This window comes from Roseovarius tibetensis (assembly GCF_050896375.1).
GTDB classification, from domain to species: Bacteria; Pseudomonadota; Alphaproteobacteria; order Rhodobacterales; family Rhodobacteraceae; genus Roseovarius; species Roseovarius tibetensis.
This window is the reverse complement of the sequence record NZ_JBPBBB010000022.1, coordinates 1-26,015: the sequence shown is the minus strand read 5'-3', so window position 1 is coordinate 26,015 and position 26,015 is coordinate 1. Positions and strand designations below refer to the sequence as shown.

The window sequence follows — 26,015 nt, the reverse complement described above, 5'->3', positions numbered from 1 at the left end:
AGTGAATTGTGTTCTGAGCGCGGTAAGTTCTGGAAATAAATGAGGCACTGGAGTGACCATGAACACAGTACTGATGCTGGATGACGACATGAAGCGCGCGCAGAAGATCGCAAATGCTTTGTTTTGCCATAATCTGAACATCTTCAGGATGACATCTGCAGAACGCTGCGCGTCCGAGGCTAGACGACTGCAACCCAAAGCCGTTATCGCATCTGTATCGGGAATTGATTGCTCGGCCACAGATCTCGTGGACAAACTGCAGCTACGGCGGACTGTTCCCATTATAATCATTTCAGACCGGTGGGCCGAAGTTGAAGAACTGGAAGCGCTGGACGCTGGCGCATCGGATTTTCTGCGGGGAGACGCAAGCGCTAATTTGATCGCAAGACGTATTCTGCATGTACTGAACGAACGTGCAATCGCGGCTAACCAGGATAGCGATCCCGGATCGCAGAACACCCTGATCTACGATGAACTGGAACTCGATGTCGATTTCCACATTGCCCGTTGGGCCGGACGGGATATCGGGGTGACCCGTATGGAAATGGACTTGCTGGTTTCGTTGACCAGATATCCGGGCATCGTCAAAAGTCGAGAGAGCCTCATGGCTGATATTCATGATGAAAATGTGTATGTTGATGCCCGTACGATAGACAGTCACATGAAGCGTCTTCGCCGCAAGATCCGTGCGATTGACCCGGCGTTTGACGGGATAAAGTCGATCTATGGCGTGGGATACAAATTCTTTGTCTCAGCGGCGACCAGCCGGATGAACGAGTCAGCAAAAAGCGAATCTGCGTCAGGACTTGATACAGGTTCCGTTGGCTTGCGCCGCGCAAGCTGACAGGGACAGCGCTGCAAATCGTCCAAACATTTGAAATGAGTTTGGATATGCCACCTGTGTCCGTCATCAGAAACTTTCGTTGAACATAGCGGATGCTGCCGCGCGACAAACAGGCTGAGAATCTTCTCATCAAGTTTGTCGCGCTACAGGATGCTCTACCAAAAAGAAAAACGCAGACCATCACGGGTTCTCTCTTCCTGCCGCACATCCCCATGCACGCATTTCTATAATGAATGCATGCAGCATGTGCTGCGTCACACAGGAGAGAACGACAATGATCAAGAAACCTTTCGAGGACACACGCCTCGCGAAATACGTCGAGCGCCGCATTCTGGAACTGAAGCCGAAGAAGACCCAGGCCGAGATCGCCGCGCAGTGCGGCTTCGTCAATCCGAACATGATCACCATGATCAAACAGGGCCGCACCAAGGCGCCGTTCGATCGTATCCCCGCCATGGCCCGGGCTCTGGACGTCGATCCTGCCTACCTGATGGGCCTCGCCCTTGAGCAGGCCATTGAGAAGACCGCGGCTGCGGCAGTGATCGAGGTCTTCGGCGATCCCATCACCGACAACGAGTTGGGCTGGGTCAAGGCCATCCGCGAGGCCTCTGGCAACAGCGATCCGCGTCTGACCAGCCGGTCGCAGGCGGCGATCAACACGATCTTCGGGAAGTGATGTGATGAAGCGTGTGGAGATAGAAAACATGACAGAGAACGAGCGTGCCTGGCTGGACTTCCTGCGGATCATCGCCATGGGCCGGGACCCGGGCATCACCCCGCGCCGTGTGCGGCTGCTCAGACGCGTCTGCGAGCCCCGGCGGGCATAAGAAGGAGGACAAGCACCAGGATCGCGGCGGGGAATGGCTGGACTGTCACTCCTCTCCGGATCCGTGAGAAGCTTGGGAGAGGCTGTCGGCGATCGGCATCAGAAGCGTAGCCTGAACGACTACTTCGCGGAAAGCGGCGATGCAGTGCAGAGACCAACACCAGCAGTCGCTCCGGACAGTCCCACACTGAGGCAACCACGGCGTCCTCGCGAAGATCTGCCAGAACCTCCGCCGCGATTTTGAACGAGCGGACCCGTGCGCTGTGGTCACGGAGTATTCCGGTCATCATCAGTTCATCCGGCTGGAAGGTGTCGATCACAGAGCTCAGCGAGCGGGGAAGTTTGCTGGGAAGGCCAGTGCTCAGGCGCGCGAACGCCAGGAGTTGCGAGGACCGCAGGAACCGTTCGTCCGCGTGCAGCTGCTGAGGCGCGTCTGCGAACCCCGGCAGGCATAGACGCCTATAGGCAGGACAAGAACCAGGATGATGTCGACGAGGAATGGCTGGACTGTCACTCCTCGCTGCATCCGGGTTTACATAGGGTTGCCAAAAGGGTTACCCGACCAGAACAGGTGGAAACCTTGGGCGGATCAAAATCCCTTCAGATGGCCCGAAATCCCCGGAAAAGGTTTCCGCAAGGTTTACGTAAAGTTGACAAATCCCGCCTAAAATCGCGTTTTTCTGGGTTCTATGTAAACCTTGCGGCTCTGTAGGCCCTTAAAAACAAGGCAAATGTGCTTGTGGAGTGTCGACGCAGGCAGTCAGAGACGCGCGCTGGCTGGCACGTCGCAGGAGCAATGTTGGTGTGTACTCGTTACAGCCGGGGGATCGCAGCCAGCGACCACCTGTGCGAGCGTGGTGATGACCTGTGTCATCAGGGGCTGCGGCCGGTGCATAGATGTCAGACAGCAATGAGCGGCCGTGTAAGTGCGTGGCCATGGATGATGACTCCTTGCTTGGAGAGTGGCATGGCGCATGAGACCGGGCATGATCGAGAATCCAAGCATGGGAGTATAACGTGGCGCGCCCGAGACATTTCCCCCTTGCAACCGAACCGGGCAAGACTCCGTAAACGACGTCGGCGTGCGACAAAGGGCCCTTTGTTCGATAGCGTCGTGAAACCTTACTGGTGGTTCCCGAAACAAGTCCGGTAGCGTGCAGTCGGCTGGAAGGCGGGCTTCGCTTGCCACTCGGTTGCAGTTGGCAAGTTAATCAATTCTTAAGCCTTTCCAGCGAAACCTCATTTGGCCAGAAACAGAAAGGGAAAGGCGTGAGGATGTGCAGGGACAGCCAGCTTGAAGCCGCGTTACTGGAATACGTCGAACTCTATGGCCTTACGACAAAAGCACGCGAGCTGTTATGCAAGGAGAACCACCGGGACGAACATACGGTCAGCAGGGCGGCTGACCTCGACCTCGAGGAGCAGTCCATGCGCAAGACCATCCAAAAAGATGACGAAGTCTCCCGATCCTGATACTGAAAAAGTATGCCTTACGGTAACGCGTCTGGCCGAGGGGTGTGTCCGCAAACCGTGTTGGTTCTCCACTGCGCCGTTGTTGTGGCGTGCCGCAATACATACTATATAATGAGGGTTATATAGTTCAGAGGTCTTCATGCAAACGCTCAAAGTAACTACAGTTGGGGCTTCTTCGGGGGTAATCCTCACCAAAGAGGTCATGGCGCACCTGAAGATCAAGAAGGGCGACACGCTCTATCTCACCGAGGCAGCTGACGGTGGTTATCGCCTGACCCCTTACAATCCGGAATTTGCGCGGCAAATGGCGCTCGCTGAGAACATCATGCATGATGATCGGGAAGTTCTGCGTGCGCCGGCGAAGTGAGCGATCCATCCAGCACTGAACCGCCCCGGAAGGACTGGCGCTGGATCGACCCGACCGTCATCAACGCCGTCCATGATCGGCAGCTGGCCGAACATGGCGGTTCCGAGGGTATCCGCGATGCCGGCGGCTTCGAGAGCGCGCTCGCCCGCCCAGTAAACCTCGCGAAATACGAAGCGCCCAATGCTGCTGATCTGGCCGCAGCCTATACCTACGGCCTCGCAAAGAACCGTGGCTTTGTGGATGGTAACAAGCGCACGGCCTGGATCACGGCTCGCCTGTTCCTGGCCGATAACGGATACCGTCTGAGCTTCGACCCGCTTGACGCAATTCGTATCGTGGAAGGTATCGCAGGGAGCACAGTGACACAAACCGAGCTGGCCGGTTGGTTTCGCGATCGACAGTTATGAACCCCGTGATCCCGGTGTGCCTGAAGCAACGCAATGGTGTAGATGGGAACTTTGGTTGAAAGATCAAAGTGACATAGCGGCGATTTGGCGTGGATCCGAAACCGTCTTGCCAGTGCGGACGCGGAACGGGGGTGAGTTTCAACGTGATGAGGTGGAGGCATTCGTGGTTCACCAACGACCCAGCCGCAGCTCGCTTTATTTCCGGCGCGCGGTCCGAAGAATGTGCTTCGGGTTTCCCCGCCGGGGAATGGCTCGACATCCCGGTATATACCTCAGCGCAGATGCCCGGGACCGGTCGCGAAGTCCTAGGTTTTCCCGTCGAGCGCGGTGGGGATGGATTCTGGCGCCGGGAGCGCCCCGTGGCGAAAGCTCCCATTGTCTTGCAGACCTGTGTCGCCGCGTTTTCTGCCGTCAGGCCCTGTGATATCCCCGATACCAGTCGACGAAGCGCGCGACACCGCTCTGCAGATCGGTTTGCGGGGCATAGCCGGTCAGGGCTCGCAACAGCGACGCATCGGCCCAGGTGGCTGGCACGTCGCCCTGCTGCATGTCCATGTAGTTGCGGATCGCCGCCCTGCCGGTCGCGGCCTCGATCGCCTCGATGAAATCTTCCAGCCGGACCTTCGTGGAATTGCCGATATTGACCACCCGGAACGGCGCAACGGGTGACAGGCTGTCGTCGGCTACCGGCGCTCCCTGCCCGGGGATGGCGTCGATCAGCAGGCGGATGCCGCGCACCAGGTCATCGACATAGGTGAAATCGCGCCACATCCGGCCGTGGTTGTAGACGTCGATTGGATCGCCGTTCAGGATCGCTCGGGTGAACTTGAACAGCGCCATGTCGGGTCGGCCCCAGGGGCCATAGACGGTGAAGAACCGGAACATCGTGATCGGCACTCCGTGAATATGCGCCCAAGCATGGGCCATGGCCTCGTTGGCCTTCTTGGTGGCCGCGTAGAACGACATCTGCGTATCGGCCTTGTGCACCTCGGAATAGGGCATCTCAGTGTTGGCACCATAGACCGAACTGGTCGAGGCCATCAGCAGATGCGCGGGACGGGCAGCCAGCGCGGCCTCCATCAGGTTGAAGGTTCCGACGATATTGGCCTCGAGATAGGCACGCGGATTGTCGATCGAATAGCGCACGCCGGCCTGCGCGGCCAGGTGCACGATCACATCGGGGGCGAACGCCGCCACCGTCCGGGTCAGCGTCTGCGCCTCCTCCAGCATCGCCTCGGTTGCCGTGAAGCGCTCGTGCTGACGCAACATGTCGTGGCGGCGCTGCTTGAGCGTGACGTCGTAATAATCGGTCATCCCGTCATAGCCTGCTACATCGCAGCCCTCCTGCAACAACAGCTCGGCCAGGTGAAAGCCGATGAATCCGGCCGTTCCGGTGATGAAGACGCGCATCAGCGCCCGACACCCGTATAGGCCGTGAAGCCGGCATTCGTGACGTCGGCTGCGACATAGACGTTGCGCAGGTCGGCCATGCGGGGGGTGGCCATCGCGCCCGCCAGTGCCGCGAGGTCGAGCGCGCGAAACTCGTTCCATTCGGTCAGGATCACCAGCAGATCGGCTCCCTGCGCGGCCGTGTAGGGGTCGTCGTGCCAGCTTACCCCGGGCAAGAGCGCCTCGCCCTCGCGCCGGCCTTGCGGGTCGACCACGCGCACGCGGGCCCCGCCGCCCACCAGCGCGGGAATGATGGTCAGGCTGGGGGCCGCGCGCATGTCGTCGGTATTGGGCTTGAAGGTCACGCCCAGCACCGCCACCGTCTTGCCGTTGAAGCTGTCGTCGCACAGATCGCGCAGCTTCTCGATCATCCGCAGCTTGACCGCATCGTTGACGCGGATCACCGCCTCGACGATGCTTTGCGGCACGGCGTGTTCCTGCCCGATGCGCGCCAATGCGGACGTGTCCTTGGGAAAGCACGACCCGCCATAGCCGGGGCCGGCATGCAGGAACTTGTTGCCGATCCGCCCGTCAAGGCCCATGCCGCGCGCCACTTCCTTGACATCCGCCCCGGCGCGTTCGCACAGTGCCGCGATCTCGTTGATGAAGCTGATCTTGGTCGCCAGAAAGGCGTTGGCGGCGTATTTGATCATCTCGGCCGATTCCAGATCGGTGGTCAGGATCGGGAAATCGCGCAGGTAGAGCGGCCGGTAGATCTCGGCCATGACCGCGGCCGCGCGGTCGGATTGCACGCCGACGACCACGCGGTCGGGCTTCATGAAATCGTCGATCGCGGCACCCTCGCGCAGAAACTCGGGATTCGAGGCCACGTCGAAATCGAGATCCGGATTGGCCGCGGCCACCACCTCGCGGACGCGGCGATTGGTGCCCACGGGCACGGTCGATTTGGTGACAATCACCACGTAGCCCGATGCTGCACGCGCCACATCCTCGGCGGCGGCCATGACATGTGTCAGATCGGCATGCCCGTCGCCGCGCCGGGTGGGCGTGCCCACGGCGATGAACACCGCCTGCGCGCCCTCGAGCGCGGTGGCCAGATCGGTGGTGAATCGCAGCCGCCCCGCGCCGACATTGCGCGCCATGAGCGTCTCCAGTCCCGGCTCGAAGATCGGCACCTCGCCGCGCTCCAGCATGGCGATCTTGTCGGGATTGGTGTCGAGGCACACCACGTCATGCCCGAAATCCGAAAAACACACCCCCGATACAAGTCCTACATAGCCCGTTCCGATCATCGCAATCTTCATAACGAAAAATATCCCTGTTGCTGCCTGAGAAATTCATGCCATTGACGTTTCGTCGCATATCCCGCTCCGGCAGGGTCAGGCAACCTGTTCTCTGGACGTCCCGGCAGGGTCCCGCACGCCTACCGGGATTTCGGGCGACAGGATCTTTTGATTACAGATTTTCGGGGGTAGAGTTTAGCTTTTGGAAAGCGGCACCGCCATGCGCCTCTCCTTTACGCGTCGCACACTGCTGCGGCTTCTGGCCGGGACGGGTCTCGTGCCCGGGGCCGCGCTGCCGCAGGGCACGGAACAGCCGGATACGGACCTACCGGAGGCGGGGCCGATGGTGGCGCAGGACGGCACGGTGCTGGTGCGGGGGTCGGCGCTGTCGCGGAACGGCCCCGGCGGGCGGCTGCTGGCACGGGTGCGCATCCCAAAGGCAGACGCGCCGGTTCTGGGACCCGAGACCTCCGGCGCGGCGCAGCGCCTGCTGCGGCGCCTCGTTCACCAGAGGCGCGCGGCGGGCAATCACGGCGATCTCTACGAGAACCGTGACCGGGGGCATTCGCGCCTGCCGGCCGAGGCGCATCCTCAGCTGACCCATGTGGCCTATGATGCCGAGATGCGTGCCGCGCGGCTCGATTACGGGCTGGCCGGGCCGGTGATCTTCGACGCGCCGCTGATCGGCAATTCCTCGACAGCCCTCAAGCATGGCCGGTTCTGGCGTTCGCTGCCGCGCCTGGCGCTGACCCGGGAGGACGGACCGCGCGTGCTGTACCAGAATTACCTGGCCGGGCAGATCCATGTCTATCCCGAACACCGCGACCACGACCCCGACCATGGCGACCTGATCCCGGCCAACACGCCGTTCTTCCTGATCTCGCAGGGCTCGTCCTACTCGGACCGCCCCCATCTGCGGGCACTGGCGATGATCCTCGCCTCGTTGCGCCCCGAAACCAAGTCCTTCCTGCGCGACGCCCAGCTTCTGGCGCCGACGGTGCAGATGGTGTTCCGCCGCAGCCTGACATCGGTGCGCGGCCGTGAGAGCTATCGCTCGGGGCTGGCGCACCCGTCGGCCATCCCCGCCGACGAGATCAACCTGACGCGGATGGTGGGGCTGGCCAATGCGCTGACGCCCGAGACCGTGCCGCCGATGGTGCGCCTCGCGGTCCTGTCGGAGACGCGCAGCACCGAGGGCATCGACTATTTCGGCGAAGGCCTGGACGAGTGGCTGTTTGACACGCCCGCCGCGATCGCCCGGATCTGGCGCGGCCATGTCGCGCGGCGCAGCATGGTGGTCTCGGTCGAGGCGACGCGCGACATGCAGGGCCGCGCGCCCGACTTCGCCTGGCGGGTGCTGCGCGGCGACCCTGCCCGCACCCGGGTCGAGCCGCTGGGCGCGCGCGGCGCGCGCGCGCGCATCACCCTCGACTGGCAGGAGCCGCGCCCGGTGCCCGGACGCCCCGACATCCGCTCGGATCGGGTGGATATCGGCGTTTTCGCCCGCATCGGCGATCATGACAGCATGCCGGGGCTGATCTCGATCCTGCTGCCGCAGCACGAGACGCGGCGCTACGGGACGGGTCCGGATGGTGAGCCCCGCATCGAAAGTCGCGATTTCCGGCTGGCGGACGGGGTCTATGCCGACCCGGTGCTCTTTCCGCGCGCCGACTGGCGCGATATCTATCGCTACGATCCCGAAGGTCGTCTCACCGGCTGGCGGCGCGAGGGCGCCGAGGGCCCCGCGGGGGCTGGCGGCCCGCTGCGTTTCGATGCCGCCGGGCGGTTGATCACCGATCACGGTCCGGTTGTGGCCCGCCACATGGTCGAGCGCCCAGAGAAGGGCGCCCCGCGGCTGGTGCTGCGAACCGGGTCGCGGGCCGAGTAGGCCCGCCCTGGAATCCCCAGAGCTCATGGTTATACCAACGACCTTTTGCGCTGACTCTCGAGGGTCTTTGCATGCGCTTTCTGAAATGATTCACTGCCAGCGAGGCAATGGAGGTTTCGATGGCGGTGACAATCACACGAAAGGACCGGACGGCGGGCGAGCTTCGCGCGGTCGCGGCGAAATGCAAGGATGCGAAAGCGGCGCTTTGGATGTTGTCGATTGCGATGGTTCTAGGCAGCGTACCCATAAATATCTTCATTTTTTCAACGGCTTGTGATTCACTTTCGGCGTGTAAGCAGCATGGAGCCGAGAAATGTCCCGATCGGATATGAGCGACCTTGAATGGGAATTCATCAAATGTGTTCTGCCCAACAAGTCCCGTGGCGTGCCGCGTGTCGATGACCGCAGGGTGATCAACGGCATCTTCTACGCGCTGCGGGTGGGCTGTCCGTGGCGAGATCTTCCGTCACAATATGGCCCTTACACGACGGTGTATAACCGCTTCAACAGGTGGTCGAAGGCAGGCATCTGGGACACGGTAATGGAGGCCGTAGCCGATGCGCATAACGTCGATCTCGTCATGGTGGATGGGACCAGCGTGCGGGTCCACCACTCGGCAGCCACGCTTAAAAAAAGACGCGCGCCGCTGCATGGGCCGCTCAAGGGACGGGCTGACAACGAAAATCCATGCCTTGGTCAACGGAACCGGGTTGCCGCTCGAGTTTGAACTCACGCCCGGGCAGGATCACGACGCGCCGGTTTGCCGGAACCTGCTGGCCCGGTTGCAGCCCGGCCAGTCGGTGCTGGCGGACAAAGCCTATGATGCCGACTGGATAAGGGACATGATCTGGGTGCAGGGTGCCACCGATGTCATCCCGTCCAAAGCCAACCGCAAGATACCGAAGGATTTCGACGCCGAACTTTACAAGCAGCGCAACCGGATCGAGCGTTTCTTCGGTCGCCTCAAAGCTTCCTTCCGGCGCATCGCGACAAGGTATGAAAAGACGTCTCGAAACTTCATGGCCATGATCAAACTCGCCGCCGTCAGACTATGGTGCCAGTTTTACGAGTCCGCTGCCTAGAAGGCTATGACCGCAAAACTGCGGCAGAGGTCTGCGGCATGGATCGCCAAATCCTGCGCGATTGGGTACCTGTTGTCTGTCGTGGGCGATCATGAGCTGCTGTTCCAGAATGGCCATTCGCGCGGTGCTTGACCGTGATACCAGACGGGGTGCCTGACCATTGATCGACCGCAACAGGGGCATGGCCGCGCGGCGGGTGCCGCCTTCATCGCGGGTTTGGCACGGATCTCGGTTTCCGGTGCCCGGTCGGCGGCCAGCAAGGCTCTGCACGCCGTGAGGCGGGCAGCACGCTGCCCGTTGGCGAGGAAGCCGTAATGGCGGATGCGGTGAAAGCTGTCCGGCACGGTATGAAGAAGAAAGCGCCGAATGAACTCTCCGGCATCACGGGTCATCGTCCTGGGCCGAGGACCATAGCGATAGTCACGCCAGCGGAACGTTACCTTGCCATCTGCTATGCTGACCAGACGTGAATTGGCGATGGCGACACGATGGGTATATCGGCTCAGATAGGTCAGCACCTGTTCCGGCCCGCCGAAGGGTGGTTTGGCATAAACCACCCAGCCCTGACGACCGGTTGACGTCAAAAGCAGGGCGAAGGCCTGTGGGTCGGCGAGTTCGGCGATATCGCCGAAGAACTGTAGCTGTCCGGCCTCAAAGGCAGTGCGCAGCGCCTGAAGAAACAGCCTACGGAACAGGCGAGATAGCACCCGGACCGGTAGAAAGAAGTTGGGGCGGCAGGCGATCCAGCGCGTGCCATCGGGTGACGGGCCGCCGCCCGGAACGATGCAATGGAGATGTGGATAATAACTCAGGGTCTGACCCCAGCTGTGCAGCACCGCGATGAGACCGATCCCGGCACCGAGATGTTTGGGATCCCCGAAGAAACAGAACCTCGTCACCACCACCCCCGTGCCGCTGCCGGTCGCCGGCTGGTTGATGATCGCGAAGCTCGACGGGCTCGCCGCGCTGCACCGCCGCGAGCGCGCCGCCTGATCTCGGCCGCCCCACATATCCATGGACACGGCCGCGCCATGCGCGGCTGTTTTTCATGGCACGGACCGGGTGGCGTGGGGGCGGAATGATTCGCGTCCACGCAGGCCCGCACACCACGTTGTTTCCCAATGCCGAACAATAAGCATTCCCACCACGCTCTGAGATGCAGGAACAGCGACCGTCATGGAGCCCTATGGTTGTAATTTCAAATCCTTTGGTTGTAAATTCAAATATCGTTTAGATAGCTGCTGATCGTGGCTTTACGTAGGTGATGGAATTGTGATTAAGTACCAATTAAGTAACGAAAGGAGTGCTTTTTGATGATCTATAACGACAAGATGATGAGTTTCGTGGGTGCGCTGGCGCTCGGGGTCACGATGATGGGGCTGGCCGGGGCTGCTTCGGCATCGACCATTCACGTTCTGACGAATGATGGCCGAGTGCTGCTCACCAATACGCAGACGGGCGCCACGTCGGAAGTTAACAAGATCGACCCTCTCGAAGGGCCAGACAATGGTTTCTCGCCCAACTCGCTGGGATTCTTCGATGGTAGGTTCTACGCAACGACTTTCAATAGCTCGGGCAATGATGAGACCATTTACAGCTTCGATAAAAACACGACATCGGGGAACTTTAAACTTGGTACATTTTCACCGGGTAACGTCAGCGCCTTCGCTGCCGGCGACGCCAATGCCGACGGCTTTTCGGTCGTGAACGGAGGTGGCGATAAAATCACCTTCGACCAGTCTCTGACTGTGGTAGGGACACAAAACGATTTAACCGATGATAACAGCATATTCGGCGACATCGCCTTTGACACTTTCTCCAGCGTTATGTTTGCAAGCTACAACAAGGTACTGGAGAGGTTTAATGCAGACGGGACTTCGGAGAAGAAAGGGTTCAATCGTTATGTGGGCCTGGCTTTCGACGAGTTGGGCGAACTCTTCGGTGTCTCACGCGGGGGTGGCATCTTCGCGCTCGATTTCGACGCCGGGTCGAGCACTCAAACAAGTGGGATTTCTTCCGATGTGCTCGGCGGTGCTGAGTTAACAGATGCGGCCTCTGTGGCGCCCGTTCCACTGCCGGCCGCCGGCTGGCTGATGATCGCGGGGCTCGGCGGGCTTGCCGCGCTGCGCCGGCGCAAGCGCGCCGGCTGATCCCGGACGCCATCCCACCGCACGCAAAAGAAGGGCCACGCCGCCGCGCGGCCCTTCTTCGTTTCCGCTCAGATCCCGAGGCCCGCGGCCTGGCGCAGCATCCAGACCATCCGCGTCAGCCGCAGGCGAATCAGCGTCGCCGCGGCGCGCGCCCGGTCGCGCCAGCCCGACAAGCGCGGACTGCGCAGCACCTTCGGCAGATGGACGAGGGCGCTGGCGGGCATCATCAGCCCCTTGAGGGCCCATTTCAGCCGCGCCGCCGCCCCTCTCCCCGTCTGGCCGAACATCTCCTGCGTGATCCGCCGCCACTTGCCCCGAAGCATGGACCAGTCTTGCCGCGACGGGTGACTAACCCGCAGTCGTTCCTCGTAAATCAGACGATATCCCTTAGCGGTGGCACGAAATGACCAGTCGCGATCCTCTGACATCCCGCCCCGAAACGGGCCCACATCCGCGAACACATCGCGCCGTGTGATCAGGTTGCCGGTGCCGGAAAACCCCTGCACTTCAACGTAATGACGAAAATCGAAGGCGAAGACCGCCTCGAATGCTTCGGCTCCGCTGCGAGGCGGTGGTGTCTCATCGAATACCTCGACGCGCCCGCCAATTAGATCGGCACGGTCCATCACCGTGCGGCCCACGGTCACCCAATCGGGTGCGGGCACGCAGTCGGCATCGATGAACATCAGTCTGGGCGCGGCGGTCTCGGCCACGCCGCGATTGCGCGCGGCCGCTGCTCCCTTCTCAGGCTCGGTGACGAAGCGAATGGCGGGAAAGGCCGCTTGCACATCCTCAAGCGGCTGCGTCGACCCGTTATCGACCACCAGCACTTCGCAGCCCACTAGATCATTCTCGGTCAGCGACGCAAGACAGCGATGCAGCCGCGTCACATCATTGTAATGCGGGATGATGATCGCGATGTCGGGCATGATCGGTCCGGGGTCCGTCGGTCAGTGATAATGGTAGTTGTACCCGTCGGCCTCGCTGACATAGCGGCACTTGTTCAGCACGAGCCCCATCACGTTGGTCAGCTCTGCCACCTGCCGCTCGGCCTGGTCGATCTGGTTGGTCGGGGTTTTCTCGGCGGCGGCGATGATCAGCGCGCAATCGACATTCTGCAGGAAGGCGATGTTGTCGTCGCTGACATTGAGCGGCGAAATGTCGAAGAATGTCAGATCGGGCGCGTAGTCCTCCTCGATCGCGTCCAGCGCGGTGCGGGCCTCACGGCTCAGCAACAGCTCTGACGGGCGCGAAGCGGGGCCGCGGTTGAGACCGAAGGCCACGCGCTCGCCCAAGCGCAGCCCGTGCTCGGCAAAGCGCACCCGCCCTTCCAGTACATCGGCCATAGTATGATCGATCGTCTGCCCCAACACCTTGTGCAGGTTCGGGCGGCGCAGGTCGAGATCGACGCACATCACCCGCATGTCGCGCTGACGCTCGAAACTGAAGGCGAGGTTGGCGAGCGTGGTGGTCTTGCCGGCGGCAGGATCGGGCGAGACGATCGCCACCCGGCGCCAGCCATTGGTCAAGGCCTGGTGCATGATCTTGGTGCGCAACAGGTCGTAGGGTGCCGCCGCGTGCCCGCTTTCGACCGCGACCACCCGGTTGCGCTTGAGCGTCTCGATGTCGCGCTTGAGGGGGGCCAGCGCCTGCCAGCCATCCTCGACCTGCGGGTTGTGGGAGGCGGGGGCCGGATGATCGGCGCGCGAACTGCTGCCCCGCTGGCGTTCGGCCCGCGCCTTGGCCAGTGCTTCCTGAATACGTTCCATGTCACGCGCTCCCGATAAGGCGATTCCGGACAAGGCCGGTGAAGGTTTCCGGTTCGAAACCCCGGCAAGACAAAAGGGTTCGGCATGTCACGGCCATGCCGAACTCCCGGAGGGCCGCGTGGGACCGACCGGTCACAGGCGCACCCCGAGCCGGTTCATGAGCTTGTCGGCCAGCAGGTCGAGCGGCAGATAGAAGACATGCACCGCATAGACCGCGGCGGGCACACCGACAAGGATCGTCACGTAGACGATGCCCTTGACCATGCGTTTGCGGACCACCTCGCCGCGGCTGTGCATGTAGGGGATGGTGGCCAGCGGGCGGACCCCGACCCGCTTGATGATGTCCTCGGGCCGCCGTGCCGTGCCGTTGAGCAGTTCGATCAACACGACCAGCGCCAGCCCGGCGACGAGACCGAAGGCGGTGCCGCCCCCGGCGATCATCACCCGGTTCGGCTTGGTAGGTCGGTTGGGTGTTGCGGGCGGCTCGATCACCGAGATACGCCCGCCGCGCGACATCGATTCGATCCGCTCGCCGGTGCTGGCCCGGGAGAGACGGTCGACGGCCATGTTGTATTGTTCCTCGATATTGGCATAGCTGCGCGTCAACTCGTCGAGGGCGACGCTGTTAGCCGGCGTTTTTTCAAGCGTTTCCTTCAGGTTGTCCAGCCGCTCACGGGTCTCGGCACGCTGTTCCTGCAGCATCGAGATGCGGGTCTCGATCTCGTTGAGCTGCAACTCGAGCGTGGCCGATCCGCGTGTCGGTTCATCCGTTCCGGCCTCGTCCTCGGGCGTGTCGCTTTGCTCGGCTGCGCGCGCCGCCACGCGGTCTTCCAGCCGATCGATCCGGGCCTGCAGCATTGTCACCTGCGGGTTGCTCTCGGAATAGAGCGACAACGCCTCGTCGAGTTGCCCGCGCATCTCTCTCAGGCGCCGCTCGTCGGGCGACAGGTTGCCCCCGTCCCCGGACTCTACCTGTCCCGTGGCCTCGAAGATCTGCACGAGACGCTCGGACTGGTTGCGCAGCCCTGCGATGTCGCGGTCGATCCGGCGGATCTCTTCCTGCATGGAGGCCTGCTGATTCAGGCGAAGCTGAAGGTTTTCGGGCAGCGACTCCGAGTTCTCGGTCTTGAATTCCAGGATGCGGGCGCTCTGGGCGTCCAGATCCGCACCGAGCCGTTCGACCTCCTGCTGGAAGAACTCCAGCGTGTTGCCGGCGCGCGCACTGCGGAACTCGGCATTCTGCTGCTCGATCAAGGTCAGGTAGTCGCTGAGCACCGCGGCGGAGATGTCCGGGCGGCGCGCCTGAAAGGTGAGGGTCAGGATCGGCGACGGGTCCCGCCTGCCCGGACCTTCGATGGTGGTGCGCGCCCGCATTCCCTCCACGATCGCGTCGGCGCTCATCCCGCCGATATTGTCGAAGACATTTTGGCTGCGCGCCACGTCGAGCAGGTTGGCACGGGTCATCAGCCGCTGTTCGATGATCTCGAGCTGCTCGCGGGAGCCGATATTCACCGTCGAGGCCGCCAGTTCGCGTGGGATCGACGGCCCTTCCACCAGAAGTCGGGTCTGGGATTCGTAGGCCGGGGGCAGCGAGATGGCGGCGATCACCGCGACCGCCGATATCACAACCGCGACCATCAGGAAGTAATGCAGGCGCCTCAGGAAGATCGAGAAGTAGTATTTCAGTTCGCTCATCTCGCGTCGCTTTCTTGCGCGGGTCCGGTGGTGGCGAAGAACAGCCCGTCATCCAGAACGCTTTGCAGGGTCTCTTCGGTCACGCAGGTCTGGTCGTTGCTCCAGGCATAGACCATGGCGATGTCGCAAAGCTGGTTGACCAGCCGTGGCACGCCCTCGGTCTGCGCATGCACCATCCGGCAGGCGGCCTCGGTGAACTCAGTCCCCCGCCCGCCCACGGAACATAGCCGGTGCCGAATATAATGCGCCACGGTCTCGGCATCCATCGCCGGGATGTGAAAGCTCGCCGTCACCCGCTGCGCCAGCTGCTTCATCTTGGGGCTGCGGATCACGTCGCGCAGTTCCGGCTGCCCCACCAGGATCAGCTGGATCAGCTCGTCCTTGTTGGCATTGATATTGGTGAGCATGCGCAGTTCTTCCAGACCCTCGACCGACAGATTCTGCGCCTCGTCGAAAATCAGCACGACGCGCCGTTCGGCGGCATACTCGGCGATCAGTAAATCCTGCAGCTTCTGGAACTTCTGCACGTAACTGGCCTCGTTCGAGACCTCGACCGACAGCGCGTTGAGCACCCATTGCAGAAGCTCGCCGCGCCCGCCTTGCGCGTTCGAGATCAGCCCGACGGTGATGGTGTCGTCGGTGTTCTTCAGCAGGTGCTGCACCAGCGTCGTCTTGCCCGAGCCGATCTCACCGGTGATCACGGTGATCGGCGCGCGCGAGAAGATGCCGTAATCGAGGATCGTGTAGGCGTTGCGATGCGCCTTCGACCAGTAGAGAAATGCCGGATCCGGCAGCAGCGTGAACGGACGCTCGGAGAGGCCGAAATGATCTGCGTAAAGGGTTTCCGGTCTCATGGGTGTCTTTCAAACGAAATCTGCAATCGGGCCTGCACTCCGGCACCCGGAAAACGAAAATGGCCTACGCATTTCCCGACAGGATCCGCGGTCCCGCCTGCAAGCCATTTGCCCGTTACAGGTTGATTATGCAACAGAAGAATCCCGGCTTTGGTGACGCGGCACAGGGGTCGTGATGCGGCTACGGCGGCCCCGTACCGGCCCTGTTCGACCCCCGCCCGCGTCCCGGCGCCCCTCGCCTTCAAGGCGAATCGCGCCGACACGGCCGGAAAAGATCCTGTCTTTCGCGTGGCTTTGTTGCCGTGCCATCCACACTCCGGTTTTAAGACCCGAACGGGCCTGATCAGGCCACCAGAAAAACACCTTTAAATGAGGCATTTCAAGCGGGCCCGCGATAATCTTGCGTTTCGTGTCAAATTAAATCTTGTTTTGAGGGAACTTGTAATTGTTTCTTGCATTGAGGTGGTGACCGTATGTTATGCGCGACCCAAGAAAGCAACTTTGGCTTGATCCGCATTTCGTACGTCAGGTAACTGTGCAAACGCACTTTGGATGTTGATTAGGAAAGCTGAGGATACAGCAATGGCATTTCAGGATTATTCAGAGGCCTCGGCACGGCGCGATGTGGCCAAGCGCAGGCAGGCGTCTCGGCGCCCCGCCCTCTATCGCAACGGTGCCAAGCGCGTCCTTGATATCATGCTGGTCGTGGCGACCCTGCCGATCACGCTGCCGGTCATCCTGGTGTTGATGGCGCTGGCCGCGCTTGACGGGCATAACCCGATCTATCGCCAAGGGCGTATCGGGCTAGACGGCCGCGTCTTTCGCATGCTCAAGATCCGGACCATGGTGCCGGGGGCCGACGCCCTGCTGGAGCGCCATCTCGACGCCTGCCCCGAGGGGCGCCGCGAGTGGGACGAGACCCAGAAACTCAAATGCGATCCGCGCATCACGCGCGTGGGCCGGGTCCTGCGCAAATGCTCGCTCGACGAATTGCCGCAATTGTGGAACGTGCTGACGGGCGACATGTCGCTGGTCGGGCCGCGGCCGATGATGATCGACCAGGAAAAGCTTTATCCGGGCACCGCCTATTTCGACCTGCGCCCCGGCATCACCGGCCCCTGGCAGATCTCGGACCGTAACGAGTCCAGCTTCGCCGCGCGGGCCGGGTACGACAGCCGCTACCTGGCCACCCTGTCGCTGACCGGCGATGTCGCCATCCTCTTCCGGACGATGATGGTGGTCCTGCGCGGCACCGGATACTGAACCGTCCCTTGCGTTAAGGACGGGAATGTTTCCCGTCCCGATCCGGACCATATCGTGCTAGACTGACACGGTAGATTCCACGACAGGCGCGGGCCGATTAGGCGCGCGTGAACATGCAGGACGACTGACACGATGAAAACGACCTTTCTGGCGCTTGCCACCGCGGGCCTTCTGTCCTTTTGCGACACGGCCGAAGAACGGGCCGAGCAGCATTATCAATCCGGGCTCGAATTGCTGGAAGAGGGCGACGTGGACCGCGCCCTGGTCGAATTCCGCAATGTCTTCCAGCTCGACGGGCAGCATCGCGAGGCGCGGCTGCGCTATGCCGAGGCGGTGCGCGAGCGTGGCAATATCCGCGAGGCGTACAGCCAGTATGGCCGACTGGTGGAGCAATATCCCGACAGTCTGCCGGGCCAGCGCGCCATGGCCGAGCTGGCGCTGCGGGTCAACGACTGGGACTCGGCGCGCCGCCACGGTGCTGCTGCAGCAGAGCTTGCACCCGACGACCCGGTGGTGCGAGCCGTCAACGCGACCGTCGCCTACCGCGACGCGCTGTCGGGCGGCGGCGATGCCGAGGCCCGGCGCGAGGCGGTGAGCAAGGCGCGGACGCTGGTCGAGGACAATCCCGACCTGATGATCGCGCGCCAGGTGGTGATCGACGATCTCATCCGCGATCAGGACTGGACCGCGGCCCTGTCGGCGATCGACGCCGCGCTGGCTCAGGATCCCGACGACCGGCAGCTTTACACGATCCGTCTTGGCGTGCTCAACCAGCTGGGCGAGACGCGCAAGATCCGCGCGCAGCTCGAGGACATGATCGCGCGGTTCCCCGATGACCCGAACGTGCCCAACATCCTGGTGCGCTGGTACCTGTCGCAGGGCAATACCGAGGCCGCGCAGGACTTCCTCAGGGCGCGGGCCGAGCAGACCCCGGCTGATATCGGGGACATCACCACCTATATCCGCTTTCTCACCGAGGTCCGCGACCGTGAGACCGCGCTGGACGCGATCGAGCGCATCCTTGAAAGCGATCCGCCCGAGGCCGAGCGGCTGGTCGCGCTGCGGGCCGGGTTGCGCTTCGATCTGGGCGACCGCGACCAGGCCATCGCCGAAATGGAAGAGCTGATCGACGGCATGGAGCCCTCGAACGAGCGGCGCAGCATCATGACGATGCTGGCCCGGATGCTGGACACCACGGGCAACAATGTGGGTGCGCGCGCGCTGGTCGAGGAGGTGCTCGAAGCGGACGGGCAGAACCCCGAGGCGCTCAAGCTGCGGGCCGGCTGGCTGATCGACAGCGATCGCATCGACGAGGCGATCGTCGCCCTGCGCGCGGCACTTGGCGAGACCCCCAACGATGCCGAGGCGATGACCCTGATGGCGCAGGCGCATGAACGCGCGGGCAATCGCGACCTGATGGCCGACATGCTGAGCCGCGCGGTCGATGCCTCGGGCAACGCACCCGAGGAAACCCTGCGCTATGCCCGGCACCTGATGTCCCAGGAGAACATGCGCAGCGCCGAATCCATACTGGTCAACGCGCTGCGCCTGGCGTCGGGCCATGTTGGCCTGCTGGACGCCCTGGGCGATGTCTACATGACCCAGCAGGACTGGCCCCGCCTGACCCAGGTGATTGAGGCGCTGCGCCGTCAGGACGGCGACCGGGCCGAACGGATCGCCAACGAGCTGACCGCGCGTCAGCTCGCCGCGCAGGACCGCGAAGACGAGCTTCTGAGCTTTCTCGACACGCTGGCCAGCGAAGGGTCGCGCGGCCTCGGGGCGGCAGCGACGATCGTGCGCACCCGCCTGGCGCAGGGCGACGCAGAGGGCGCGCTGCAATATGCGCGCGAAACCCTCGCCGCCAATCCCGACGACCTGAATGCGCGCTTCCTGATGGCCTCAGTGCAGGCGGTGACGGGCCGGGTCGAGGCCGCCCAGACGGCGTTTCGCGAGCTGATCGAGGCAGAGCCTCGGGACCCGCGTTTCTGGCTGGCACTTTACAACATCCACGCGGTGCAGGAAAACGATGCCGAAGCCCGCCAGGTGCTGCGCGACGGAATCGAAGCCGTGCCCGACGATCTGCGGCTCAACTGGGTGCTGGCCGGCCTGCTGGAGCGCGAGGGCGATATCGAGGGCGCGATCGCGATCTACGATCGGCTCTACGAGACCAACACCGACAACCTGATCATCGCCAACAACTTGGCCAGCCTGCTGGCGACCGGGCGCGAGGATGCGCAGGACCTCGAACGCGCGCATCAGATCGCACGTCGCCTGCGCGGGCGCGACGTGCCGGCCTTCCAGGACACCTATGGCTGGATCGCCTTCCGCCGCGGCGATCTTGATTCAGCTGTCACGGCGCTGGAAGCCGCCGCGCAGGGGCTGCCATCGGACCCCACGGTGCAATATCATCTGGCGCGCACCTATGACGAAATGGGACGCGACGCACAGGCGTTGGAACGGTTCCGCCGCGTGGTCGAGATCGTCGGCGACGCCCCCGGCCCCGACTTCATGCCCGAGGTCGAGGCGGCGATCACGCGGCTCGACGCCCCGTCAGGCGCCGATCCAGAGGACAGCGACGCGGGAAACTGACACCGCTTGCCCCCGGGACGCTGCTGCAAATCCGCCGCAGCCCCGGGATTTGTTGCATTCGCATGTTTCGCGATCTGGTCAAATGTCCTAGCACAAGAGCCATAGGATCCGGATAAAAATCCATACGGGGGCAGAGAACCAAGATGATCAGATTTCTGGCAGCGCTTTTTGTCATGGCGGGGCTGGCCGGGACGGCCACCGCGCAGAGCAGCTACAGCATCCAGCCCGGTGACACGTTGCAGATCGAGGTCCTCGAAGACCCCGAACTGGGGCGCAATGTCCTGGTTCTGCCAGACGGATCGATCAGCTTTCCGCTGGCCGGCACATTGCAGGCCGGCGGGCGCACCGTCGATGGTGTGGCGAACACCATCACGCAGAGACTGGCCGGCGATTTCGCGATCGAGCCGACGGTCCTCGTATCGGTGGCCTCTCTCGCCCCCGAAGGCGAAGAGCGCGACACGGCGGTCGATCTGATGAAGGTCTATATCATCGGCGAGGCGAACCAGCCCGGCCTGCGCGAGGTCGAGACCGGTACCACGCTGCTGCAATTCCTCGCCGAGGCGGGGGGTCTGTCGCGCTTTGCCGCCCGCAAGCGCATCCAGCTCCGCCGCATCGATCCGCAAACCGGCCAGGAACGTGTCTACCGCTTCAACTATAACAGCATGGGCGGTGACAACAGCATAAGCGGAACGACGGTGCTGGCCCCGGGCGACGTGATCGTCGTCCCGGAGCGGCGCCTGTTCGAATAAGGCGGAATACGTGAGACGCACATATGCCCTGATCGGCACCGGTGCCCTGTCCGTGCTGGCCTTGGGGGCTGTGCCCGTGCTGGCGCAGCAGGGCGACGGCCCCGAGGCGGGCGGCCCGGTGCTGACCTTCGGGATCAGCTCCACCCTCAGCGCCACCGACAATTACGATCTGCGCCCCGGCGGCGGCGACAGCGCCGATCTGTTCGACAACCGGCTGTCCTTCGGCTATCGCAACCGGCGGCCCAATGACACGCTGAGCCTCGATCTGAGCGGGGTCCTGCGCGCCGTCGAGCCGCCGACCAGCAGCAACACGTTCGACAACCGCAACGCGCGGCTTGGCTATCAGCGCCAAGGCGTGAACAGCACGCTCAACTTCGGGGCCAATTACAGCTTCTCGTCGGTGGAGGCGCGCGATCCGTTCGATCGAGGCCGCCTGTCTGAAGACGACCCGCTCTTCGAAGAGGACCCGCTGGACGAGACCGATTTCACCCAAGACCGGGGCGACCAGCAAGAGATCGGGGCGCAGTTCCGGCTCGAGACCGGGCTCAACGACCTGCTGGGGGTGATACTGACGGCGCGCTACCGCGACCGCGGCTATGAAAATACCACGGATCCCGATCTGTTCGACAGCGAGACCCTCAGCCTGTCGGGGACGACCCGCTTCACCCTCAGCCCGATCACCGAGGCGCGCGTGGTGCTGAATTACAGGGATTACAGCGCTGAAGATGACTCGCGAACCGACCGGCAGACCAGCAGCGTCAATCTTGGCCTGACCCAGGCGCTGTCGCAGGTGGACACGCTCGACCTGTCGCTGGGGTTCCAGCGGATCGAGACCGACGAGACCCTCAGCGGTCTCCGCCGGTTCGACACTGAGGAGGGGGTGATCGGGCGCATCGGGCTGACCCGCGAACTGACTCGCGGCACGATCGGCACGACATTCAACCTCGACCGCAGCGAGAACGGTCGCACCGCCACCCTGCTCTTCAACCGCACCCTGCCCCTTCCGCGTGGCGCGATCGCGCTCAGCCTCGGGGCGACCAGCGACGTGTCAGACACGATCCGCCCGGTGGGTAGCCTTGATTTCACCCATGAGATACTGCGCAGCACGCTGACCGCCTCGATCGAGCGGCAGGTCACGACCAGCGACCGCTCGAACGAGCTGCGCACCACGCGCGCCTCGGTCGGTTACGATTACGAGATCAATTCCCTCTCCGGCATCGGGGTCTCGGCCAATTTCGCCGAGCTGGCCCGCGCCGGCGGCGGCCCGCAGGTGAACGACACAATCCGCGCCGATCTGCGCGCCACCTATCGCCGGGACCTGACCCGCGACTGGCAGCTCTCGACCGGATATGAATACCGGATCCGCGACGAGGACAGCGTCGGAGAGGCAACCTCCAACCGGGTGTTCCTGACGCTGCAGCGGAGCTTCTCGGTACGCCCTTAACATCTTCCCCGGCCTGAAGGCCGGAGATTTCCGGTATGGCGCTCAGCCTCACCGATAGTTCTCGTTTCAACGGAGAGCCGATGCTCTTCCTCCACGAGCATAGACGCCGTGTTCCGACGCAGGATTACCTTGGCCGCATTGCTGTCCGCGTGGTCTCGATGGCCGCAGGTGGTGCAGACGAAGCTCGCTTGGTTCTTGCGACTCCGGCTGTCCACTGCGCCACACACGGAGCATGTGCGCGAGGTGTAGTGGGCGGGCACTTTCAAAAGCGCTCCACCCCGTTCTTCCAGCTTGTAGACCAGCAGTGTTTCAAAGATATGCCAGCCTTGACCCAGGATCGCCCTGTTCAACCCGGATTTCTGCCGGACATTACGCCCCGGCTCTTCCAGCGTCCCACGGGCGGAACCGGTCATGTTCCGGGTGTTCAGGTCTTCGATCACGACCGTGCCAAAGCGCCGCGACAGATCGAGACTGGCACGATGATGCCAGTCGCGCCGAATACGGGCGCGGCGGGCCGACAGGGCAGCCACACGCCGTCTGGCCTTGGCGTAGCGTCTCGACCCACGCTTGCGCCGGGACAGGACGCGCTGCGCCCTGCGCTGCTTGCGATCCAGATCGGCAAGGGATGCCGGAATCGACATATGTTCCCCAGTAGACAGCGAGAGCGTGTTGGCCACGCCCCGATCGATCCCGACGGCAGGCGCGATATTCGCCAAGGCTTCGTGCTCAATCGCAAGGCTGAACGCGACATGCCAGCCGTTCGATGCAAGGCTGATCGTGACGTTGTTGATCTTACCGCGCAGCGGGCGGGTGTCGCGGAACTTCACCCATCCTATCTTCGGCAGGCGGACCTCAGACCATTTACCGTTCAGTCGGCGAGTCTCGATCTCCCGGCCCTGAAAGCGAAACGTATCGTTGCGCCCGCGCTTTCGTGGAGACGGGTAGCGGGCGAGGCCCTTGAACCAGTTTTGATATGCCCGGTCGAGATCGCGCAGGGCCTGCTGCTGAGGCGTGACATGGACCGCCGCGATCCAGTCATGGTCCCGGCGCAACTGTGTCAGTTCACGGGCTTGCGCCGGATAGCTGATGCCGTGGCCGGTGGCTCGACGATAAGCGCGGTAATGGTCGCGCCGTTGCTCAAGGGCCAGATTGTAGATCAAACGACACACCCCTGCGAACTGCGCGAACAAATTCGACTGCGCAGGCGTGGGTTTCAGCTTGTAGACATGGCCGCGAGAAATCATGTAAAGATTTTATCAGTTGGTCTGACGCAGACAAGCATGGATTATAGAACAGGAAGACATGTCGTTCACATGCTTCATGTCCATTTGGTCTTTGTCACGAAATACCGTCGTGACGTGCTGTCCGAACCAGCGATTCATGACCTGCAAGGCATCTTCGCCAAGGTCTGCCGAGACTTCGAGGCGGAACTGACAGAGTGCGATGGCGAGGACGATCACGTTCATCTGCTGGTGCATTATCCGCCAAAGGTCCCCCTGTCCCGGCTGGTCAACAGCCTCAAGGGCGTGTCCAGCCGCCTCTTGCGCGAGCACCGACCCGAAATCACCGGGCGTTACCACAAGGGCGCCCTGTGGTCGCCCTCCTATTTCGCCGCCAGCTGCGGCGGTGCGCCTCTCTCCGTTATCGCTGATTACGTCAAATCACAGCGGGAAGCGGCCAAGGGCCGCTCTCGCGTTCCTCCCCTCCCTGAAGGCTATGACATTCACACATCTCGCTTACGCTGAGTGACTTGGTCTTATTTTCTTTCAGAAAGATGGAGGAGATCATGGATTGAGTTTGGGTCGGTTCGGGGATCGGCGCCTCGAAACAGGGGAGCCGATTTACTGGGTCGGCTTGTTTCGCATGGGGCACGCGGCGCTCGGGTGCGTCGGCTCGGCGGTGATCGAGCGGGCGAGATCCGCTTCACCCGGTTCCTGCGCAACGCATCGGTGAGCCTGAGCGAGATGATTGGATCGGCCTTTGCGCGCACGCAGGCCGCCTGCGCGGACCAAGACATACTGGCGATCCACATCCTTGGCTTCCTGCGCGACGGCGGGATGGGCCTGCACTCGCTGGAACGGTGTCAGCGGCGAGTGATAGCGCTTCGTCACCCGGGCCCCGTCGCGGGCCTTTTCCATCAGCTTGAAAGAGGGCTGGAAGAAGTTCACGTAGAGCCGCATATCGCGATAGAGGTGTGCCAGTTCGGTGGCCGCGGCAATGCCGGCGTATCTGCGATAGCCCACCATCCGCCGCACCACCGCCCCGTTCTTTTGTTCGACATGGGCCTGATCATTCTTGCGATAGGGGGGCGAGCGAGTGAACGCGACCTGCGCAGCTTCGCACCAGTCCCTGATCGTCTCGTTCATGAAGACGCTGTCATTGTCCGTGTCGAGGCCTAGCAACGGAAATGGCAGCGCCGGGCGCAGCGCGGTCATCACTTCGCTCAGCAGGCCCTGTTCGCGAAACAGAAGAGGCGCACATTCCGTCCATCCTGTCGCCACATCGGTCAACGTCAGCGTCTGCACGAAACTCCCGCTTGCCGACGGGCCGCTATGCGCCACGAGATCCGCTTCCATGTATCCGGGCGCGGGGTCGTTCCAATCCGCAAATGTGCGGACCGGCACGCTGCGCCGCACCGCCGAGGAGTGGGCATTGCGCCGTCGCCTTCCGCCTGACGCGCCTGCCCGGGCCGGGGCGAGCATCCGGTCACTCGTCGCTGCGCTGATCTCGAGCAGACGCAGGCGCACCGTTTCGTCCAGCGCAAGATGGCCATGTCGCTCCATCGCCGGGATCAGCAACGGGATGAGTGGCTTCAGCCGCTTTCCGCAGATCCGGTCACCCGCTTCCCAGAGCACGACCAGCGCCTCGCGCACCGCGTCGTCATAAATGCGGCGTTCCGGTCTGGACCGCGACCGGTCCACGACATGGTCACGTCGCAGCAGCCGTTCTGCATGCTTGCGGTGATATCCGGAGATCTCCGCGAACTCCGTCAGAATCCGACCTTTTTCGGCCCGGGTCGCGGCACGGTATCGCACCGCCAAAGCCTCCAGAAGTTCGTCTATCGTTCCCATGCTGATCCGCCTCATGTCTGTCCCCTTGAGTGAAACTCTCTCGGGAACGTTTCTAATGATGCAACAGCACTATTTTGGGGAACAATTCTGGTGCGGCAATGCGTCTTCTTATCCAGTTTGTCGCGCTACAACCGTCTGATCACCGCCCAGCTGGAGAAGAACTGGGAAATCGCGTTGCGCCGTGTGCAGGATCTGGAAGCACGCCAACCGGCTGATACCGCATCCACCATCGAAGTTGACCCATCCGCTTTTGCCAACATGGCCGAAAATCTGTCGGCAGCCTGGATACTCCTGATGTGAAGATGCGTGCGCGTCAGCAGTTGCTGCGCACATTGATTGCCGACATCATCGTTGATGTCGACGATGCAGTTCGTGACGTCGTCCTCACGACCCACTGGCGGGGCGGCCAGCACTCGGAGCTACGCGTGCGCAAGCCCCGAGCCGGGGAACATGGGTGTGCGACAAATGATGATGCGTTGGCTGTGATGCGCAGCATGGCGGGCCGTTGGTCTGACGAGCATATCGCCGCGTCGCTCAATCGGATGGGCTTGCCAACCGGGCAAGGCAAAACCTGGACCGCGCACCGCGTCGCATCCGTTCGGCGCGTCCGTGGCATCCACGTCTACCGATCCGCTGAAAAAGATGGCGAATGGCTGACAATGACCGAGGCAGCAAAGGCGTTATACCGCGAGTCCTCGGGAACCCGGATTTTGAGTTGACGCTGGCAGGCCATGCGATTCATGTGGGGCCATGATACGTCCCGGTTTTCTGTCCCAAGCAGATCGTCGCACCCTTGAGGCTTGTGTGCGTCGCCAGCGCGAGGATCACGGCATTGCCCGGCGAGCGAACGC

The 26,015-nt window shown here is 62.6% G+C and carries 23 protein-coding genes and 2 pseudogenes; 16 read left to right on the top strand and 9 right to left on the bottom strand.

Translation table 11 applies throughout. From position 1 onward, the window contains the following. The first annotated feature begins 58 nt into the window (after positions 1–58). The 6 genes from ACROSR_RS13830 to ACROSR_RS13805 all read left to right on the top strand — a co-directional run bounded on the left by ACROSR_RS13830 (position 59) and on the right by ACROSR_RS13805 (position 3,917). Complete coding sequence (locus tag ACROSR_RS13830) at positions 59–844, top strand: winged helix-turn-helix transcriptional regulator (RefSeq protein ID WP_432686022.1); 786 nt, start codon at positions 59–61, stop codon at positions 842–844. 274 nt (positions 845–1,118) lie between these two features. Next, entirely contained in the window at positions 1,119–1,520 is a 402-nt protein-coding gene (locus ACROSR_RS13825; protein ID WP_432686020.1) for a helix-turn-helix domain-containing protein, read from the top strand. Positions 1,521–1,548: 28 nt separating this feature from the next. Beyond that, positions 1,549–1,671 (top strand): hypothetical protein, encoded by a 123-nt coding sequence (locus tag ACROSR_RS13820; RefSeq protein WP_432686019.1) that lies wholly within the window; start codon positions 1,549–1,551, stop codon positions 1,669–1,671. Positions 1,672–2,945: 1,274 nt separating this feature from the next. Next, complete coding sequence (locus ACROSR_RS13815; protein ID WP_432686018.1) at positions 2,946–3,143, top strand: hypothetical protein; 198 nt, start codon at positions 2,946–2,948, stop codon at positions 3,141–3,143. 139 nt (positions 3,144–3,282) lie between these two features. Continuing rightward, positions 3,283–3,510 (top strand): AbrB/MazE/SpoVT family DNA-binding domain-containing protein, encoded by a 228-nt coding sequence (locus ACROSR_RS13810; protein ID WP_432686017.1) that lies wholly within the window; start codon positions 3,283–3,285, stop codon positions 3,508–3,510. Then, positions 3,507–3,917, top strand: a complete 411-nt coding sequence (locus ACROSR_RS13805; protein WP_432686016.1) for a type II toxin-antitoxin system death-on-curing family toxin — start codon at positions 3,507–3,509, stop codon at positions 3,915–3,917. Before ACROSR_RS13810 ends, ACROSR_RS13805 begins: the two co-directional genes overlap by 4 nt. A 411-nt stretch (positions 3,918–4,328) precedes the next feature. Here ACROSR_RS13805 and ACROSR_RS13800 read toward each other — a convergent pair whose 3' ends face one another. Together ACROSR_RS13800 and ACROSR_RS13795 are read right to left on the bottom strand one after the other, a co-directional pair. Then, the gene (locus ACROSR_RS13800) at positions 4,329–5,327 is read right to left on the bottom strand and encodes an SDR family NAD(P)-dependent oxidoreductase (protein ID WP_432686014.1); all 999 of its coding nucleotides are present in this window, start codon (positions 5,325–5,327) and stop codon (positions 4,329–4,331) included. Beyond that, positions 5,327–6,631: a UDP-glucose dehydrogenase family protein gene (locus ACROSR_RS13795; protein WP_432686012.1), complete on the bottom strand. Its 1,305-nt coding sequence runs from the start codon at positions 6,629–6,631 to the stop codon at positions 5,327–5,329. The genes ACROSR_RS13800 and ACROSR_RS13795 overlap by 1 nt, the downstream gene beginning before the upstream one ends. 199 nt (positions 6,632–6,830) lie before the next feature. Here ACROSR_RS13795 and ACROSR_RS13790 point away from each other — a divergent pair, with 199 nt between their 5' ends. Together ACROSR_RS13790 and ACROSR_RS13785 are read left to right on the top strand one after the other, a co-directional pair. Further along, on the top strand, positions 6,831–8,498 hold the full coding sequence (locus tag ACROSR_RS13790; RefSeq protein WP_432686010.1) for a hypothetical protein: 1,668 nt from the start codon (positions 6,831–6,833) through the stop codon (positions 8,496–8,498). 313 nt (positions 8,499–8,811) lie between these two features. Further along, positions 8,812–9,580, top strand: a protein-coding gene (locus tag ACROSR_RS13785) for an IS5 family transposase (protein WP_432686008.1) whose coding sequence is annotated in 2 segments (ribosomal slippage) — positions 8,812–9,134 and positions 9,133–9,580 — 771 coding nt in all. Because the reading frame shifts where the segments join, the coding sequence is not laid out codon by codon here. A gap of 89 nt (positions 9,581–9,669) precedes the next feature. Here the strand turns inward: ACROSR_RS13785 and ACROSR_RS13780 are convergent. Further along, a pseudogene (locus ACROSR_RS13780) lies at positions 9,670–10,455 on the bottom strand (IS91 family transposase); the annotation flags it as partial. A gap of 438 nt (positions 10,456–10,893) precedes the next feature. On the opposite strand from ACROSR_RS13780, the gene ACROSR_RS13775 reads away from it, so the two are divergent. Next, positions 10,894–11,730: a VPLPA-CTERM sorting domain-containing protein gene (locus ACROSR_RS13775; protein WP_432686007.1), complete on the top strand. Its 837-nt coding sequence runs from the start codon at positions 10,894–10,896 to the stop codon at positions 11,728–11,730. A 68-nt stretch (positions 11,731–11,798) separates the two neighbouring features. Here the strand turns inward: ACROSR_RS13775 and ACROSR_RS13770 are convergent, their stop codons facing one another. The 4 genes from ACROSR_RS13770 to ACROSR_RS13755 all read right to left on the bottom strand — a co-directional run bounded on the left by ACROSR_RS13770 (position 11,799) and on the right by ACROSR_RS13755 (position 16,048). Further along, positions 11,799–12,659 (bottom strand): glycosyltransferase family 2 protein, encoded by an 861-nt coding sequence (locus ACROSR_RS13770; RefSeq protein ID WP_432686005.1) that lies wholly within the window; start codon positions 12,657–12,659, stop codon positions 11,799–11,801. A 21-nt stretch (positions 12,660–12,680) separates the two neighbouring features. After that, positions 12,681–13,499, bottom strand: coding sequence for a CpsD/CapB family tyrosine-protein kinase (locus tag ACROSR_RS13765; protein ID WP_432686003.1), 819 nt, complete (start codon positions 13,497–13,499; stop codon positions 12,681–12,683). Positions 13,500–13,631: 132 nt separating this feature from the next. Then, on the bottom strand, positions 13,632–15,194 hold the full coding sequence (locus ACROSR_RS13760) for a GumC family protein (protein ID WP_432686002.1): 1,563 nt from the start codon (positions 15,192–15,194) through the stop codon (positions 13,632–13,634). Continuing rightward, the gene (locus ACROSR_RS13755; protein WP_432686001.1) at positions 15,191–16,048 is read right to left on the bottom strand and encodes an ExeA family protein; all 858 of its coding nucleotides are present in this window, start codon (positions 16,046–16,048) and stop codon (positions 15,191–15,193) included. Before ACROSR_RS13755 ends, ACROSR_RS13760 begins: the two co-directional genes overlap by 4 nt. 582 nt (positions 16,049–16,630) lie before the next feature. Here ACROSR_RS13755 and ACROSR_RS13750 point away from each other — a divergent pair. The 4 genes from ACROSR_RS13750 (at position 16,631) to ACROSR_RS13735 (ending at position 22,093) form a co-directional block, all read left to right on the top strand. Continuing rightward, on the top strand, positions 16,631–17,311 hold the full coding sequence (locus tag ACROSR_RS13750) for a sugar transferase (protein WP_432686000.1): 681 nt from the start codon (positions 16,631–16,633) through the stop codon (positions 17,309–17,311). A 132-nt stretch (positions 17,312–17,443) separates the two neighbouring features. Continuing rightward, positions 17,444–19,900 (top strand): tetratricopeptide repeat protein, encoded by a 2,457-nt coding sequence (locus ACROSR_RS13745; protein WP_432685999.1) that lies wholly within the window; start codon positions 17,444–17,446, stop codon positions 19,898–19,900. Positions 19,901–20,043: 143 nt separating this feature from the next. Further along, entirely contained in the window at positions 20,044–20,649 is a 606-nt protein-coding gene (locus tag ACROSR_RS13740) for a polysaccharide biosynthesis/export family protein (RefSeq protein WP_432685998.1), read from the top strand. A gap of 10 nt (positions 20,650–20,659) precedes the next feature. Then, the gene (locus ACROSR_RS13735; RefSeq protein WP_432685997.1) at positions 20,660–22,093 is read left to right on the top strand and encodes a hypothetical protein; all 1,434 of its coding nucleotides are present in this window, start codon (positions 20,660–20,662) and stop codon (positions 22,091–22,093) included. Here the strand turns inward: ACROSR_RS13735 and ACROSR_RS13730 are convergent. Beyond that, positions 22,090–23,337 (bottom strand): RNA-guided endonuclease InsQ/TnpB family protein, encoded by a 1,248-nt coding sequence (locus tag ACROSR_RS13730; protein WP_432685995.1) that lies wholly within the window; start codon positions 23,335–23,337, stop codon positions 22,090–22,092. The two genes, ACROSR_RS13735 and ACROSR_RS13730, sit on opposite strands and share 4 nt — an antisense overlap. A gap of 36 nt (positions 23,338–23,373) precedes the next feature. Between ACROSR_RS13730 and tnpA the strand changes: the two genes are divergently transcribed. Further along, positions 23,374–23,838 (top strand): IS200/IS605 family transposase, encoded by a 465-nt coding sequence (tnpA, locus tag ACROSR_RS13725; protein WP_432685993.1) that lies wholly within the window; start codon positions 23,374–23,376, stop codon positions 23,836–23,838. Positions 23,839–24,153: 315 nt separating this feature from the next. Here the strand turns inward: tnpA and ACROSR_RS13720 are convergent. Next, a pseudogene (locus ACROSR_RS13720) lies at positions 24,154–25,179 on the bottom strand (integrase catalytic domain-containing protein); the annotation flags it as partial. A 75-nt stretch (positions 25,180–25,254) separates the two neighbouring features. Here ACROSR_RS13720 and ACROSR_RS13715 point away from each other — a divergent pair. Together ACROSR_RS13715 and ACROSR_RS13710 are read left to right on the top strand one after the other, a co-directional pair. Further along, on the top strand, positions 25,255–25,464 hold the full coding sequence (locus tag ACROSR_RS13715; RefSeq protein WP_432685991.1) for a hypothetical protein: 210 nt from the start codon (positions 25,255–25,257) through the stop codon (positions 25,462–25,464). A gap of 2 nt (positions 25,465–25,466) precedes the next feature. Next, positions 25,467–25,883 (top strand): hypothetical protein, encoded by a 417-nt coding sequence (locus ACROSR_RS13710; RefSeq protein WP_432685989.1) that lies wholly within the window; start codon positions 25,467–25,469, stop codon positions 25,881–25,883. The last annotated feature ends 132 nt before the right edge of the window (positions 25,884–26,015 follow it).

Bases quoted from the DNA above. Each gene is read 5' to 3' on its own strand.
- ACROSR_RS13760 (WP_432686002.1), bottom strand. From the start codon at position 15,194: ATGAGCGAACTGAAATACTACTTCTCGATCTTCCTGAGGCGCCTGCAT.
- ACROSR_RS13795 (WP_432686012.1), bottom strand. From the start codon at position 6,631: ATGAAGATTGCGATGATCGGAACGGGCTATGTAGGACTTGTATCGGGG.
- ACROSR_RS13815 (WP_432686018.1), top strand. From the start codon at position 2,946: ATGTGCAGGGACAGCCAGCTTGAAGCCGCGTTACTGGAATACGTCGAA.
- ACROSR_RS13830 (WP_432686022.1), top strand. From the start codon at position 59: ATGAACACAGTACTGATGCTGGATGACGACATGAAGCGCGCGCAGAAG.
- ACROSR_RS13755 (WP_432686001.1), bottom strand. From the start codon at position 16,048: ATGAGACCGGAAACCCTTTACGCAGATCATTTCGGCCTCTCCGAGCGT.
- ACROSR_RS13730 (WP_432685995.1), bottom strand. From the start codon at position 23,337: ATGATTTCTCGCGGCCATGTCTACAAGCTGAAACCCACGCCTGCGCAG.
- ACROSR_RS13710 (WP_432685989.1), top strand. From the start codon at position 25,467: ATGCGTGCGCGTCAGCAGTTGCTGCGCACATTGATTGCCGACATCATC.
- ACROSR_RS13770 (WP_432686005.1), bottom strand. From the start codon at position 12,659: ATGCCCGACATCGCGATCATCATCCCGCATTACAATGATGTGACGCGG.
- ACROSR_RS13765 (WP_432686003.1), bottom strand. From the start codon at position 13,499: ATGGAACGTATTCAGGAAGCACTGGCCAAGGCGCGGGCCGAACGCCAG.
- ACROSR_RS13775 (WP_432686007.1), top strand. From the start codon at position 10,894: ATGATCTATAACGACAAGATGATGAGTTTCGTGGGTGCGCTGGCGCTC.
- ACROSR_RS13750 (WP_432686000.1), top strand. From the start codon at position 16,631: ATGGCATTTCAGGATTATTCAGAGGCCTCGGCACGGCGCGATGTGGCC.
- ACROSR_RS13790 (WP_432686010.1), top strand. From the start codon at position 6,831: ATGCGCCTCTCCTTTACGCGTCGCACACTGCTGCGGCTTCTGGCCGGG.
- ACROSR_RS13745 (WP_432685999.1), top strand. From the start codon at position 17,444: ATGAAAACGACCTTTCTGGCGCTTGCCACCGCGGGCCTTCTGTCCTTT.
- ACROSR_RS13825 (WP_432686020.1), top strand. From the start codon at position 1,119: ATGATCAAGAAACCTTTCGAGGACACACGCCTCGCGAAATACGTCGAG.
- ACROSR_RS13740 (WP_432685998.1), top strand. From the start codon at position 20,044: ATGATCAGATTTCTGGCAGCGCTTTTTGTCATGGCGGGGCTGGCCGGG.
- ACROSR_RS13810 (WP_432686017.1), top strand. From the start codon at position 3,283: ATGCAAACGCTCAAAGTAACTACAGTTGGGGCTTCTTCGGGGGTAATC.
- tnpA (WP_432685993.1), top strand. From the start codon at position 23,374: ATGGATTATAGAACAGGAAGACATGTCGTTCACATGCTTCATGTCCAT.
- ACROSR_RS13800 (WP_432686014.1), bottom strand. From the start codon at position 5,327: ATGCGCGTCTTCATCACCGGAACGGCCGGATTCATCGGCTTTCACCTG.
- ACROSR_RS13820 (WP_432686019.1), top strand. From the start codon at position 1,549: ATGACAGAGAACGAGCGTGCCTGGCTGGACTTCCTGCGGATCATCGCC.